Below are 13,630 nucleotides of genomic sequence, written 5' to 3' on the forward strand. Positions count from 1 at the left end.
GGCCCGGAACGGGGTCGGATCAGTGCCCTCGGGAGACGATACGTCTTCCGCCAACGCGGTATCGCCCGGGAGGGTCCGTGGGGATCCACAGCCGTTCGCCCAGGCGAAGAATTTCCACCGGACCGTCGACCATCGGGCAAGTGGCCCGCGCATGGACCATGGGATGATTTCATGGACCCGCGGCGACACCTCGATGGTCGAGCTTCATCGATCTCGGTTCTTTTCGTAGGGCCGAACCTGTGACCTTTCGGCCCAGGTAGATCTGGGGCGGCCGAACGACCCGGGATGTAGGCAGCCTCCCTGACCCGATGTTAATGGCCATCCAAGGGTGCCGTCCCGTAAACGTACGTCCGACAGGGGAATGCCGGATTGAAGCCAACGAACGACGCGTTGCCCGGGCCTGATCTGACCGCTTCTCGGCAGGCCCGGAGCTGGATGCCGCGTTCCAGGTCCCGCCACCCGTCGCCCGAGGCCCGCATGATCACCGCCCTGTCGTCGAGATCTCCGTTACGCCCGATGTCGGGCCTGCCGCTTGCGGCTCTTTGGTCCTGACGCGGTGAGCGACGCCCTGGCCTTCCTGGCGGGCGGCGGTGAGGCCGCCCGCATGATCCGCGAGCGCGACTGGACCGGCCATCCGCTCGGGATGCCCGAAACGTGGTCGGAGGGCTTCCGCATCGCGCTCAGCCTGGTTCTGACCTCGCCGGAGTCGATGATCCTGACATGGGGGCCGGACCTCCACTTCTTCTTCAACGATACCTACTTCCCCCTGCTCGGACCACGCCTGGAATGGGCGATGGGCGAGCGCTTCGACGTGGTCTGGGCCGACGCCTGGGAGCAGGCCAAGCCGATCATCGACGACGCCTTCGCCGGCCGCAGCCGACGCTTCGACGACCTGCCGTGGAAGCTCGGCACGGACCGGGGCGAGGCCGACACCTGGTTCTCGTTCTCCTATTCCCGCGTGCTCGACGGGGCCGGGCGCGTCGCCGGCCTCTTCATCTTCACCAACGAGACCACCGCGCGGGTGCTCGGCGACCGGGCGCTTCGCGAGAGCGAGGAGCACTATCGCCAGACGGTCGAGCTCAACCCGCAGGTGCCATGGACCTGCGACCCAGCCGGCAACATCACGTCGTACTCAAACCGTTGGCTCGAACTGACGGGCCAGGCGCCGGGTGAGCCGGACGGGGCCGGCTGGCTCAAGGCACTGCACCCGGACGACATCCCCGCGACCCTCGACGCGTTCGGCTCGGCGCTGGCCTCCGGCGAGCCCGTGGACGTGGACTATCGCCTGCGCATGGCGGCAACCGGCGAGCATCGCTGGATGCGTGCCCGCGCACGGCCGCGCCGCAACGAGGGCGGCGGCATCGTGCGCTGGTACGGGGTCGTCGAGGACGTCCACGACAGGAAGCTCGCCGAGGCCGCCCTTCGCGAGATGAACGAGACGCTGGAGCGGCGGGTGGAGGAGGCGCTCCTGCAGCGCAAGCTATGGTCCGAGGTGTTCGAGACCACCGACGCCCTTGTCGGCGCACTCGACGCCGACTTCCGGCTCCTGGCCGCCAACCGGGCCTGGATCGAGGGGTTCGAGGCGTTCTCAGGCATCCGGCCCCGGGTCGGCGACCGCATCCTCGACCATCTGGCGCATCGGCCCGGGTTGCTGGATCCCGTGCGGGAGATTTGGGGACGCGCACTGGCCGGCGAGGAGTTCACGCTCGTCGAGGCGTTCGGCGATCCCGACAGCGAGCGTCCGTACTACGAGATCAAGTTCACGACCCTGCGGGATCCGGAGGGACGCCGGATCGGCGCCTTCCAGTACGTCCAGGACGTGACCCAACGGCTGCGCGACCAGGATCGGCTGGCCAAGGCCGAGGAGGCGCTGCGCCAGTCGCAGAAGCTGGAGGCGGTCGGGCAACTGACGGGAGGCGTGGCGCATGACTTCAACAACCTGCTGACCATCATCCGCTCGTCGGTCGACTTCCTGCGCCGTCCCGACCTCTCCGAGGAGCGCCGCACCCGCTACATGGACGCGGTCTCCGACACCGTCGACCGGGCCGCGAAGCTGACGGGGCAGCTCCTCGCCTTCGCGAGGCGCCAGACCCTCAAGCCGCAGGTGTTCGACGTCGGCAGGCAGGTGGCGGCCGTGGCCGACATGCTGGACACCGTCACCGGTGCGCGCATCCGGGTGGTCACCGAGGTGCCGGACGCACCCTGCTACGTGAAGGCCGACCTCAGCCAGTTCGAGACCGCACTGATCAACATGGCGGTCAACGCGCGCGACGCGATGGACAGCGAGGGAACTCTGACGCTGCGCCTGGTCTGCGCCTGCCGGCTTCCGGACATCCGTGGCCATGCCGGGTCCGCCGGACCGTTCGCGGCGGTGTCGCTCACCGACACGGGAAGCGGCATCGCGCCCGATCAGGTCGCGCGCATCTTCGAGCCGTTCTTCACTACTAAGGAGGTCGGCAAGGGCACCGGCCTTGGGCTTAGCCAGGTCTTCGGGTTCGCCAAGCAGTCGGGCGGCGACGTCGACGTGGAAAGCACGCCTGGGCAAGGGACCACCTTCACCCTCTACCTGCCGGAGAGCGAGGCCATCGCGTCCGACGCGCCTGATCCCCAGCGCGGTGACGAGACCTTCCAGACGGGCGACGGCCAACGTGTGCTGGTCGTGGAGGACAACGTCGAGGTCGGGCGCTTCGCCACCCAGATCCTGGAGGATTGCGGCTACCGGACCACGTGGGCGGCCAACGCGGAGGAGGCGCTCGACAGGCTCGGTCCGGACGGTTCCGGGTTCGACGCGGTGTTCTCCGACGTGGTCATGCCGGGCATGGGCGGCATCGCGCTGGCGAGGCTGTTGCAGCGGCGGTTGCCTGGCCTGCCCGTGCTGCTGGCATCGGGCTACAGCCACGTCCTCGCCCAGGACGGGCTGGAGGGATTCGAGTTGCTGCATAAGCCGTACTCGGCCGATCAGCTTTCGCGCATCCTGGGAACGCTCATGGCGCGCCAGGCGGGTGCGCCCGGCATGGGACGGACGTAGGCGCGACCGGGACCCATGGTTGGCCGGAGCGTCGCCCTCAATGGCCCTTGAGGGCGACCCGCAACACGGCTTCCAGGTCCGAGACGCCGAACGGCTTCCTCAGCAGGACGGCCGAGGCGCCGACGGCGTCCTCGATGGCCGCGGTCTCGGAATATCCGCTCGCGAAGATGATCGGGAGGTCAGGTCGCCGTGTCCGGACGATCTCGGCCAGGCGGGCGCCGTTCATCCCCGGCATCGCGAAATCGACCAGCATGAGATCAGGATCGGCCCCATCCAGCACCGCGAGGCCGTGTTCCGCATCCCTCGCGGCCATCACCTCGAAGCCGAGGGTCTCAAGCGAGGTCAACAGGAACAGCCGCACGTCATCGTCGTCGTCGACGACAAGGACCTTCCTGGTGTCATAGACGGCGGCGGGAGCCTGATCGGGCCGGACTGGCTCGACCTCGGTTGCGGTGCGCACGAGCGGCAGCGCCATGACGACGGTCGTGCCGCGGGGTAGGCGTCGCTCGATCCTGGCCGTGCCGCCGGCCTGCGTGGCCATCGCGTAGACTTGGCTGAGCCCGAGACCGGTGCCCTTGCCCACGCCCTTGGTGGTGTAGAACGGCTCGAAGGCGCGTGCCGCGACGTCCGCCGGCATGCCCGTGCCGGTGTCCGAGACGCTGATCTCGACGTAGGCACCCGCCTTCAGGCTCGGATCCGCGCCGACCGTGCGTTCGGCGACCGCGATGGTGAGGTCGCCGCCCTCGGGCATGGCGTCGCGCGCGTTGATGGCCAGGTTCAGCAGCGCCATCTCAAGCTGCGTCGGGTCCGCGATCACGCCGAGGCCCGGGCGAACCTCGTCGACGGCCACGCGGACGAGTGGCCCCGCCGAGCTCAGCAGGATCTCGTGCATCCCGGCGATCAGGCCGGTCATGTCCGTGGGCCGCAGTTCGAGCTTCTGGGCGCGCGAGAAGGCCAGCAGCTGCGCCGTGAGCTTGGCGCCGCGCTCCGTCGCCTGCAGCCCGTTCCGGGCCAGACGTGCGACGCGTTCGGGGTCGTCGGGCCTCCGCAGGATGAGATCGAGGCTGCCGTGGGCGGCCTGGAGCAGGTTGTTGAAATCGTGCGCCAGCCCACCGGTGAGCTGGCCGACCGCCTCCATCTTGTGGCCTTGCCGCAGGACCTCCTCGCGCCGCAGGTCCTCGGTGATGTCCCGCCCGACCGTGTAGAAGCTGCCGCTCGCGGCGTCGGCCTCGGGCACGGCCGACCAGGCGAACGCGATGGGCGTGCCGTCGGCCTTGAGAAGCCTGACGTGGAACTGATGGACGGCCTTGCCGCCCATGATCGCGGCGACGACGTCCCCGGTGGCCGCGAGGTCGTCGGGATGGATGATCTCCGCGAACGGCCGGGCCAGCAGCTCCTCGTTCGAACGCCCGAGTTGGCGCGACCAGGCCGGGTTGATCGAGGTGAGGTAGCCGTCGAAGGTCGCCACGCCGAACAGGTCCCGGCTCATCTCGAACAAACGGTCGCGCTCCCGCTTCGCCTCCACGACCTGTCGTCGCTCGGTGGTTATCCGTGCCGTCGTCTCGGTGCAGGCGCAAAAAAGGCCAGCGACGCCACCGTTCTCGTCGGGCAGCGGCGTGTACGAGAAGGCGAAATGGGTCTCCTCGGGGTAGCCGTTCCGGTGCAGGGTGAGCACGAGGTCATCCATGTGGACAGGTTCGCCTGCGAACACGCGGTCCATGAGCGATCCGACGGCGTCGATCACCTCAGGCCATGTCTCGAAGAACGGCCGCGCGAAACCCGCCGGGTGCCGGGGGCCGAGCATCGCCGAGTATCCGTCGTTGTAGAGCAGGATGCGCTGCGGACCCCAGGCGATGAACATGGGTTGGCCCGAGTTCATCATCACCCGCACGAGGGTCGTCAGGGCCGGGGGGCAACCACCGGTCGGACCCAGCGGGGTACCGGCCCAATCCTGTCCGCGAAGGAGCCTCCCTGTCTCGCCGCCGCCAGGGAAAAGTCCGTGCATCGAGGGTGGCGACGAAGCGCTCATGGAAAGCGTCGCCCGGCGCCGCGCCGGACATGGCACGTGGGATAATGATTCCTGGTTCCGTACTTCCCGAACCTCCCAGTCACGCCACGAAGCCTGTGGTCACCGCTCTGCACTCCGAATCCTCGTGTCCCTCAACCGTGTCCCGGTCGGGTCATCAGCGTCAATCTAGACCGATCCCAACCGTTCCGGCACGGCGATGGCGAAACAAGGGAGCGCTAAGGCACCGCCTCACAAGTCACCTGGTCGTCACACCGATGGACTTCACCAGGGATCCAACCGCCGCGCACCAGGATTTCGTTTCGCCCGTCTAGGCGTCCCGACGCGGTCGCAGTTCCACGACGTTGGGCCCGTCGTTCGCGGACTTCGCCGAGGAGCCGAGAACCTCGGCGACCTTGCGCGCGAGTTGCTCTCGCTTGAACGGCTTGCCGATGAGGTGGACCCCGTCGTCGAGGCGTCCGTGGTGGACGATGGAGTTCTCCGTGTAGCCGGACATGAAGATCACCTTCACCTCCGGGCGGATCGCGGCGATGCTCTCCGATAGATCACGTCCGCGCACCTTGCCGGGCAAAACCACGTCGGTCAGCAGCAGATCGACCTTCGAAGCGTGGAGCCCGAACATCCGCAGGCCCTCCTCGCCGTCGGCCGCCTCCAGTACCCGGTAGCCGAGGTCGGAGAGGATCGCACAGGCGATCTCGCGCACCGCCGCCTCGTCCTCGACCACCAGCACCGTTGCCGATCCTCGCGGCAGGTCGATGGGGGCGGACGTGCGGGTCGCGACAGCCTCGACGGCCTTCATGGCGCGCGGCAGGTAGATCTTCACCGTCGTGCCCTGGCCGGGCTCGGAGTAGACCTTCACGTGCCCACCGGACTGCTTGACGAACCCGAACACCATGGCGAGGCCCAAGCCCGTGCCCTTGCCGTCCGGCTTGGTCGTGAAGAACGGTTCGAACACCCGCGCCACGACCTCGCGCGTCATGCCGTGGCCGGTGTCGGAGACCGCCACCATGGCGTAGTCGCCTGGCGTCACCTCGATATTGTCGCTGGCGTACGCCTCGTCCAGCACCTTGTTGCCGAGCTCGATGGTGAGGCGGCCACCCCCCGGCATCGCGTCGCGGGCGTTCAGGGCGAGGTTGAGGACGGCGCTCTCCAACTGCGCCGGGTCTGCCATTGCGGGCCAGAGCCCTGCAGTCTCGACGTAGCGCACGTCGATGTGCTCGCCGAGCGTGCGGCGCAGGAGCGGCACGAGGTCGGGCATGGTGGCGGCTAGGTCGATGGCGGCCGGGGCCAGCGGCTGCTTCCTGGCGAAGGCCAGAAGCTGGCCGGTCAGCGTCGCCCCGCGCTGGGCCGCCCAGGCCGCGCGCTCGATGCGCTGCTGCAGCTTGGGGTCGTCGCTTATCTTGGCGCGCACGAACTCAAGGTTCCCGACGATGACCTGCAGCAGGTTGTTGAAGTCGTGCGCGATGCCCCCGGTCAACTGCCCGATGGCCTGCATTTTCTGGGCTTCCCGAAGGACGCCCTCGGCCTGGACGCGCTTGGTCATGTCGGAAAGGGTCAGCACGAACCCGCCGTCCGGCATCGGGGTGCGCCGGATCTCAAGGTGGTGGCTGTCGGCGCGCTCGCGCTCGTAGGTGACCGCCTCGCCGGGCCTTTGACTGCCGTGCCGGACCTGGTCCTCGGTTTCCAGAGCCGGTCGGCCCGGCTCTGCCGTGTGCTCGACGAAGGCGGCGTAGGTGGTGCCCGGCCGCACCATCGCCTTAGGCAGGTCGAGAAGGACCTGGAAACAATGATTCCAGTTCTTGAGCTTCTGGTCGGGTCCGAAGACGCCTACGCCCTGGCTGAGGCTGTCGAGGGTGGTGCGCAGGCGCAGGACGAGATCGCCATGGGTGATCTCCGCTTTGTGGGACCGCGACCATGCTTGGTTCAGGAGGCGTGCCGCGGCCAACAGGATGAGGATGGCGAGCCCGGAGCCGCCGATGACCATCCAGCGCACCCATCCGGCGCGGGCGTCGTTCTGGGCGACGCGTTCGGCGAGCAGCTTCTCCTCGTCCGCGAGCATCGCCGCAAGGGATGTCTCCGCATCCCTCATGTACGCCTTGCCGGCATCCGAGTTGACGATGCGCAGGGCCGTCTCCAGACCGGAATCCCGGCGGGCCTGCACTGTCTGGGCGAGCTCCTCCAGCTTGTGCTGGATGACGGGGGCGAGGTCGCGCAATCGTTGCTGCTGGACCGGATTGTCGGCGGTAAGCTTCTGCATCTCGCCCTGAAGCACGCCGATGCTGTCGCGGGCGGCGTCGTAGGGCGCGAGGTATTCGTCCTTGCCGGTCAGGACGTAGCCACGCTGGCCGGTCTCGGCGTCGCGCAGGGCGATGGCGAGGTCTTTCAGCGTGCCGAGGACGTCGTAGCTGTGCTGCGACCACTGCCGCGCGTCACGGGAGGCGTTGAGCCGCTCCCAGGTCATAGCGCCGACGAGGGCGAGGATGGCCAGCAGGACCGCAAGGATCAGGACGTTGGCGCGGGCGACGAGGTGCTTGGTCATGCCGTCCTTCCCCGTTCGCCGCCCATGGCCACCGACAGGGACCCGGACCTCGAACCCGGTCAAATGACCTCGGGGAAGGCGGGCGCTCGGAAGCCTACGCGTCGTTCATAGCACAGGGCCTAGCGATTGGATGGGAATTACGAGCTTGGGAAAACGTCGGGCAATGATGTCTCCGAACTCGCGGGGCTGAGCGTAGACGAACGTTCGATGTCGGTCGCGGACCAAGGCTGCCACCGTAATCGAGAGGCTCGCGCGTCCGCCTACCGGGGGATGCCCAACGATGGACACAAGGCTCCGGCGTGATCGGCTTGCGTTCCGAGATCCGTGAGACGTCCATGACTACCGTCGCCGACGTTACCCCACGCTCGAACGCCCTTCCGGGACCGAGAACCCGTTGCCTCAGCCGGCGCCTGTTCGGTGCGATGGCCCTGGCGGCGGGTGCAGGGGGCTGGCTCCCGTCCGTGCCGGCAGAGGCGCTGCCGGCGTCCGCCGAGGCACGGTTCATCGACTTCGAGTGGGTCGACCCGTCACGTGACCGAAAGGTACCGGCGCGCCTTTACTGGCCGGCCGGCTCGACCCGGGGGCCGGTCCCGCTGATCGTCTTCTCCCATGGCCTCGGCGGCTCGCGGAAGGGCTACAGCTACCTCGGCGAGGGATGGTCGGCGCAAGGAACCGCCAGCCTGCACATCCAGCATGTCGGCAGCGACCAGACGCTGTGGGAGGGCAACCCGATCCTGCTTCTCGACCGCCTCGACGGCGCGGCGGACGAGCGCGAGGCCATCGAGCGGACGCGGGACGTGAGCTTCGGCCTCGACCGCCTGCTCAGTCGCGAGAATCCCTTCCATGCCGCCATCGACCGGAAACGCATCGTCGCGGCCGGTCACTCCTACGGGGCGAACACCACCCTGATCCTCACCGGCGCCCAGGTGATCCGTGACGGGAAGCCAATCGGATACCGGGACCCGCGCTTCACGGCGAGCATCGTGATCTCGGCCCCGCCCTTCTACGGCGAGACCGACCTCGCGGCGGTTCTGGCAATGGTCGACGTTCCCACCCTTCACGTGACCACGACAGAGGACACGATCCGCATTCCCGGCAGGTTCTCGCCGGTCCAGGATCGCATCGACGTCTTCAACGCCATTCCCACGGAGAAAAAGGCCCTCGTCGTGTTCCAGGGCGGTTCGCACAGCGTCTTCACCGACAGGTCCCTCAGGAACGGCGGGCCGCTGAACCCCCTGGTCAAGCGTGCGACGATGGAAGCTGGCTTGGCGTTCCTCGATCTCGTGCATCGCTCCGATCCCGCTCCGATGGATCATTGGAGCGTCACTTGGAAGCCGATCCTGGCCGCGGCACCGGTACCTTTCCTGGTTCCTGCAAGGCATGCGGACCGTCGACGTCGCACCTGATGTCCGTGCTGGGTCCTTCGCCCGTGACCTGGTTGACGTCGCGGCGAGCTATCGTCCGGCCCAGGGTAATCTTAGGAGATAGACCTCACAGTCGCCTTCGGAAGGCAATTCCAACTTGGGATAGGCCAGCCTGAGAGACTTCGGCCTGATGATCCCCTCCATCCATCCACGAGACCTCATCGACCGACTCGACGCCGTTTCGTGCAGGGCGACTTGGACCATACTGGCGGCCTCGTGCTTTGCCTTCGTCGTCTTCGATTGGCTCGTCCCGGAGGTGGGAACGGGGCCCCTGTACATTCCGCTGATCGCACTGGCCGGTTGGCGGCTTGGCGCCAGGGCGGCATGTGCCGTCGCATTCGTCGCCGCCTTCCTCAACATCCTCCCCCTCCATGGGGTCGACGCCGGCATGTCCGCCATCGGGGCGGTGGCGCGGGGCATGGTGCGGCTCGGGGCCTACGCCTTCGTCACGGCCACCGTCTGCGGCCTGCGGCGGGTCCACGACCGTGAGAGGTACGCGGCGCGGCACGATGCGCTGACAGGTGCCCTCAACCGCTTATCGTTCGAGGAGCATGCCCGCCATGTCCTGGAACGATGCGCAGCGGACGGTACGGTGACGGTGCTTGCCCTCGCAGACATCGACGGCTTCAAGTCCGTCAACGACACGTTCGGGCACGCGGAAGGCGACGCAGTCCTTCGCAGGTTCGCCGAGGCCGGCATGGCGGCAATCGGTGAACGCGACCGTTTCGGACGGCTGGGGGGCGACGAATTCGTCCTGCTGCTGCAGGCGAGGACCGTTGCGGCCGCCGAGAGCCGGATCGCGACCGTCCATCGCCGCCTCTGCGACGGGCTGAAGGGATCGCCCCATACCATCGGCGTTAGCCTGGGGGCGCTCGTCGTACGGCTGGGGGCGAACCTGGAATGGCCCGAGGCCGTCCGCGAGGCCGACCGCCTCATGTACGTCGCGAAGCGCGCCGGGACGGGCGGTTTCCAGATCGGGACGTTCGCGGAAACCACCGTGTCGGCGATGCCCTCGTCCCGGGCATCATCCACGTCCACCGAGGGGACCAGCGAGGACCGATCCGCAATTGACCCGATCCGCGCATGGATCCCGGGCCTTGCCTCGGAGACCGCCGCGTGACCGCTCCGATGCCTCGCCTGTGGGTGTTCTCCGACCTGCATCAGGACTGTCCGGAGAACGCCTGGGACCCCGTCGTCCATGCGCCGGCTAGCGGCTTCGACGTAGCCGTCGTCGCCGGGGACGTTCACATGCCGTTGCTGAGGGCCCTGGAATGGCTCAGCGAGCGCCTGCCCGGTTTGCCGTTGGTCTACGTCCCCGGCAACCATGACTTTTGGTGGGACCGCGGGGAGGAGCGCTACACCATCCAGGACCAGATCGAGCGGGGTCGCGAACGGGCGGGAACCCTCGGCATCCACCTGTTGATGGACGATGCCTGCTTGATCGGCGGCGCCCGCTTCCTGGGCGGGACGCTCTGGACGGACTTCCGCCTCGGATCCTTCGGACTCACGCACGCCTTCCGTTCCGCGCAGGGTCGCGACGGCATGGTCGATTACCGCCGCATCCGGACCGGCCGACGTTCCCGTGACCGGATCGAGCCGGATGAGGTGTTCGCCATGTACCGGGCGTCCCACGCCTTCCTCGACGCCGAACTCGCCCGCCCACACGACGGCCCGACCGTGGTCGTGACCCACCATGCGCCGCATCCCGACAGCCTGCCGTCGCGGTATGCCCACCTCGCCTGGTGCGATGCCTCCGACCTGACGGACCTGATCGAGCGGCATGCACCTGGACTCTGGGTCCACGGGCATGTTCACCGCCACGCCGATTACCTGGTCGGACGAACGCGCATCGTCTGCAATGCACGAGGACATATCGACGAGAGTTCCGGTTTCCTGGCCGATATGGTCATCGACCTGCACTGCCCTCCGATTGCGTAGCGATCTAAGGGTGCCGTCACGTCGCGGGGGCATGGCGGCGTCGTGGCTATCCGCCTGTCGTTCCTAGGCTTTCAATGGAACAAAACGGCATCGAGGCGCCTATCCCTGGACCTTGGCCGCCAGTCACGGAGGCTTCATGGCCGCCCGAAATCCCGTTCGATCCGGGAAGCCGCCCGCAGGTCGCCGGACCGCTGCACCCCGCAAGGCCGCCACGCGGCCGTCGACGCTCGCGCGGACAGCCGCCCCGGGCAAGCCCGAGGTGCGGATCTTCGTCTCCTACAGCCATGTCGACGCCAACGAGCGCGCCAGGCTTGAGACCCACCTCGCCCCGCTGAGGCGGGACAACGTCACGACCTGGTTCGATGGCGACCTGAACGCCGGGGACGCGTTGGATGCGAACATCGCCCGTGAACTCAAGAAGGCGCACATCTTCGTCGCCCTGCTGAGCCCGAGCTACCTCAACAGCCACTATTGCTGGTTGCTGGTCAATGCGTTGCGGTACCGGGAATGAGGTCGCTACCCGACCGCTCGCGCTCCCGCCGCGGCGGGTGGGCCTAGCCGTCCGAGGCCAAGCCTGTCCACCAACGCCGCCATCGCCTCGTCGGCGGCCCTCTGCCCGCTATCGTGGGCCCCGTGGGCAGTCGTGAAATCGAACGGGTGCGTCGCCTCGCCCGCGAAGAAGAGGCGATCCTCGAAGGGGCGGGCCAGCTGTGCCCGTGCCTGGGATCGGCCCGGCAAGGCGCAGCTATACGCGCCGCCGATGGACGCCATCCGGCTCCAGGACGTCGCAGCGAGCGGCCGGATCGCCGACGCCACGTCGCTGCCGAACAGGGCGGCCAACTCCGCCGAGACGAAGGCGAACCCGGCTGCCGGGCCCTCTTCCTCGACGATGCGGGCCCCGTCACCCCCGAGGAACGCCTCGATCACCGGCCACCCGTTCGGGCGGATGGAATAGGCGGCGGCCCTTGAGTCGTGGAGGTTGCCGTAGGCATGCGAGTCCGGCTCGAACGCGGCGTCACGCACGATCTCCAGGAACAGCTTCTCGTTGCGGCCGAGCGGCAGGCCGGCGGCAGCCTCGCGCCAGGGTTCGGTCCCAGCGGGAAGACGGATCGCGTCGCCGGCCAGGACCGCGGTCGAGACCGTGAGGATGGCGGCCCCGGCGCGGACGATGCCGGCGCGGGTGGTGACGGCGACGCCGTCCGCCGTCAGGTCGATCCGCTCGGCTGGGGTGGCGAGGCGCAACGTCGTCGAGGACGGCAGGCTGGCGGCGACCAGCGTGCCGTAGCCGAGCGGCAGGTGCCAGTTCCGGCCCGACGACGCATCGTCGTAGGCCAGGTAGTCGGCGGCGGAGATCTGCTCGGGCGCAACGCCGCTCATGAAGCCGGCGATGGCCCGCACGTAGGCGTTAGAGGTGCCGCCTGGCTCAAGGGCATCGCTTGCCCGGTCGCTGCCCGCCGCCACGGCGCGGAGCCGCTCCTCCCAGTCGCCGAACGCTTCCTGCGCCGCTTCCTGGGCGTCCTCGTCCTGGGTAATGCCGGGGTGCGCCTTCGACCACGGCGGCTCGCCGCGGTCGACCGGGAAGCCCGACGCCTCGGCGATGCCGACCCATGCGTTGCGGTCGCCCGAGTGGAGCCATTCGCAGCCGAGGTCGAGCGAATAGCCTCCCAGGTCCTGCGTGTAGGCGCGGCCTCCGAGGCGCGACGACGACTCAAGCAGCAAGGCCGATGCGCCATGGACCGCAAGCCGCCGCGCCGCCCCGATACCGGCGGCGCCTCCCCCTACGATGATGACGTCGAACCCATTGCCCATGGCCCAAAGGTGAGGTCGACCGACATGCCTTCCAAGGTTCGTGCGGCAGTCGCACAGCACCGGAGCCGGATTTGATCTTCGGACATGCCGTACCGACTTTGCGTCTCGGAACCGGCCGGCATTGTGCATCAGTCCGTCCGCCATGACGGTCAGGACCGGGCGAACGCCGGGGATGCCAAACGGCGCGCCGGCATCGCAATATTTAGGCGGCCCTGGCGGTCACCTTCGCGTAGGTCCCCGTCGCGACCTGCTCTTCGAGCTGTGCCTTGAAGTCGGCGATGCCGAGGACCTGGACGGGATCGCCGGAGTCGTCGAGGAACTCGTAGAGCGCGTCCTCGATGTTGCGGTTGCTGAAGAACACGATGGCGTCCTCGTCGCCGCCGCCCTCCATGTGAGGGTCGCCGTTCGCCACGCCCGAGACGTAGCTGCCCGTTGGGCGCGTCTCCTTATGCGTGCCGTCCTCGCGGTAGAAACGGAGCTCGCCCTGCATCACGAGCGTCACGTACGGGCTCTTGTGCCGGTGCAGCATCACCTTCTGGTTCGCCGCGAACTTGAACACGACGTCGACGATGCGGTTCTCCTCGTCGACCTTGTAGACGAAGAACGCGATGTGCGGCAGCCAATCCAGCGTCCGCCAGGTGATGTTGCTCTCGTCGAACATGGGCTTCGGCATCCCGTTTCCTTCCGTTGTCCCCTCCGGCCGCTCATGGGCGGCGCACGGCTTTCCGCCGCATCGGATGGTTTGACCTGGGGGCAACGTCCCGCACGACGGATCGATGCGGCGGCCCTTCCGGTCAAGCGAACCTGCCGCATGAAGTAGTAGGTAAAGGCGGACATTCAGACCGCGTGTCGGATGACCGCCAGCA

At 68.1% G+C, this 13,630-nt stretch carries 9 protein-coding genes; 5 read left to right on the forward strand and 4 right to left on the reverse strand.

Annotation, left to right across the window (positions count from 1 at the left end; genetic code table 11):
- The first annotated feature begins 556 nt into the window (after nucleotides 1–556).
- A complete protein-coding gene (locus MKK70_RS28255; RefSeq protein WP_243951303.1) occupies nucleotides 557–3,028 on the forward strand; it encodes a PAS domain-containing protein in 2,472 nt (823 codons plus the stop codon).
- 37 nt (nucleotides 3,029–3,065) lie between these two features.
- Here MKK70_RS28255 and MKK70_RS28260 read toward each other — a convergent pair whose 3' ends face one another.
- Together MKK70_RS28260 and MKK70_RS28265 are read right to left on the reverse strand one after the other, a co-directional pair.
- A complete protein-coding gene (locus MKK70_RS28260; protein WP_243951304.1) occupies nucleotides 3,066–4,889 on the reverse strand; it encodes a PAS domain-containing sensor histidine kinase in 1,824 nt (607 codons plus the stop codon).
- A gap of 475 nt (nucleotides 4,890–5,364) precedes the next feature.
- Nucleotides 5,365–7,593 (reverse strand): CHASE3 domain-containing protein, encoded by a 2,229-nt coding sequence (locus MKK70_RS28265; RefSeq protein WP_243951306.1) that lies wholly within the window; start codon nucleotides 7,591–7,593, stop codon nucleotides 5,365–5,367.
- Between the two features lie 422 nt (nucleotides 7,594–8,015).
- Here MKK70_RS28265 and MKK70_RS28270 point away from each other — a divergent pair, with 422 nt between their 5' ends.
- From MKK70_RS28270 to MKK70_RS28285, 4 genes are all read left to right on the forward strand, one after another.
- A complete protein-coding gene (locus tag MKK70_RS28270) occupies nucleotides 8,016–8,999 on the forward strand; it encodes an alpha/beta hydrolase family protein (protein ID WP_243951308.1) in 984 nt (327 codons plus the stop codon).
- A 148-nt stretch (nucleotides 9,000–9,147) separates the two neighbouring features.
- Complete coding sequence (locus tag MKK70_RS28275; protein ID WP_243951310.1) at nucleotides 9,148–10,137, forward strand: GGDEF domain-containing protein; 990 nt, start codon at nucleotides 9,148–9,150, stop codon at nucleotides 10,135–10,137.
- Entirely contained in the window at nucleotides 10,134–10,955 is an 822-nt protein-coding gene (locus MKK70_RS28280) for a metallophosphoesterase (RefSeq protein ID WP_243951312.1), read from the forward strand. The genes MKK70_RS28275 and MKK70_RS28280 overlap by 4 nt, the downstream gene beginning before the upstream one ends.
- A 136-nt stretch (nucleotides 10,956–11,091) precedes the next feature.
- On the forward strand, nucleotides 11,092–11,466 hold the full coding sequence (locus MKK70_RS28285; protein ID WP_243951313.1) for a toll/interleukin-1 receptor domain-containing protein: 375 nt from the start codon (nucleotides 11,092–11,094) through the stop codon (nucleotides 11,464–11,466).
- Nucleotides 11,467–11,471: 5 nt separating this feature from the next.
- Here MKK70_RS28285 and MKK70_RS28290 read toward each other — a convergent pair whose 3' ends face one another.
- Nucleotides 11,472–12,764, reverse strand: coding sequence for a flavin monoamine oxidase family protein (locus tag MKK70_RS28290; RefSeq protein WP_243951315.1), 1,293 nt, complete (start codon nucleotides 12,762–12,764; stop codon nucleotides 11,472–11,474).
- 202 nt (nucleotides 12,765–12,966) lie between these two features.
- Entirely contained in the window at nucleotides 12,967–13,437 is a 471-nt protein-coding gene (locus tag MKK70_RS28295) for a regulator (protein WP_243951317.1), read from the reverse strand.
- Between the last annotated feature and the right edge of the window lie 193 nt (nucleotides 13,438–13,630).

Origin of the sequence: Methylobacterium sp. E-041 (assembly GCF_022829665.1) — a bacterium.
Taxonomy (GTDB): Bacteria; Pseudomonadota; Alphaproteobacteria; order Rhizobiales; family Beijerinckiaceae; genus Methylobacterium.

What these genes read in the sequence shown, in the direction of transcription:
- MKK70_RS28295 (WP_243951317.1), bottom strand. Translation starts at nt 13,437, where the DNA reads ATGCCGAAGCCCATGTTCGACGAGAGCAACATCACCTGGCGGACGCTG.
- MKK70_RS28270 (WP_243951308.1), top strand. Translation starts at nt 8,016, where the DNA reads ATGGCCCTGGCGGCGGGTGCAGGGGGCTGGCTCCCGTCCGTGCCGGCA.
- MKK70_RS28290 (WP_243951315.1), bottom strand. Translation starts at nt 12,764, where the DNA reads ATGGGCAATGGGTTCGACGTCATCATCGTAGGGGGAGGCGCCGCCGGT.
- MKK70_RS28285 (WP_243951313.1), top strand. Translation starts at nt 11,092, where the DNA reads ATGGCCGCCCGAAATCCCGTTCGATCCGGGAAGCCGCCCGCAGGTCGC.
- MKK70_RS28275 (WP_243951310.1), top strand. Translation starts at nt 9,148, where the DNA reads ATGATCCCCTCCATCCATCCACGAGACCTCATCGACCGACTCGACGCC.
- MKK70_RS28260 (WP_243951304.1), bottom strand. Translation starts at nt 4,889, where the DNA reads ATGTTCATCGCCTGGGGTCCGCAGCGCATCCTGCTCTACAACGACGGA.
- MKK70_RS28265 (WP_243951306.1), bottom strand. Translation starts at nt 7,593, where the DNA reads ATGACCAAGCACCTCGTCGCCCGCGCCAACGTCCTGATCCTTGCGGTC.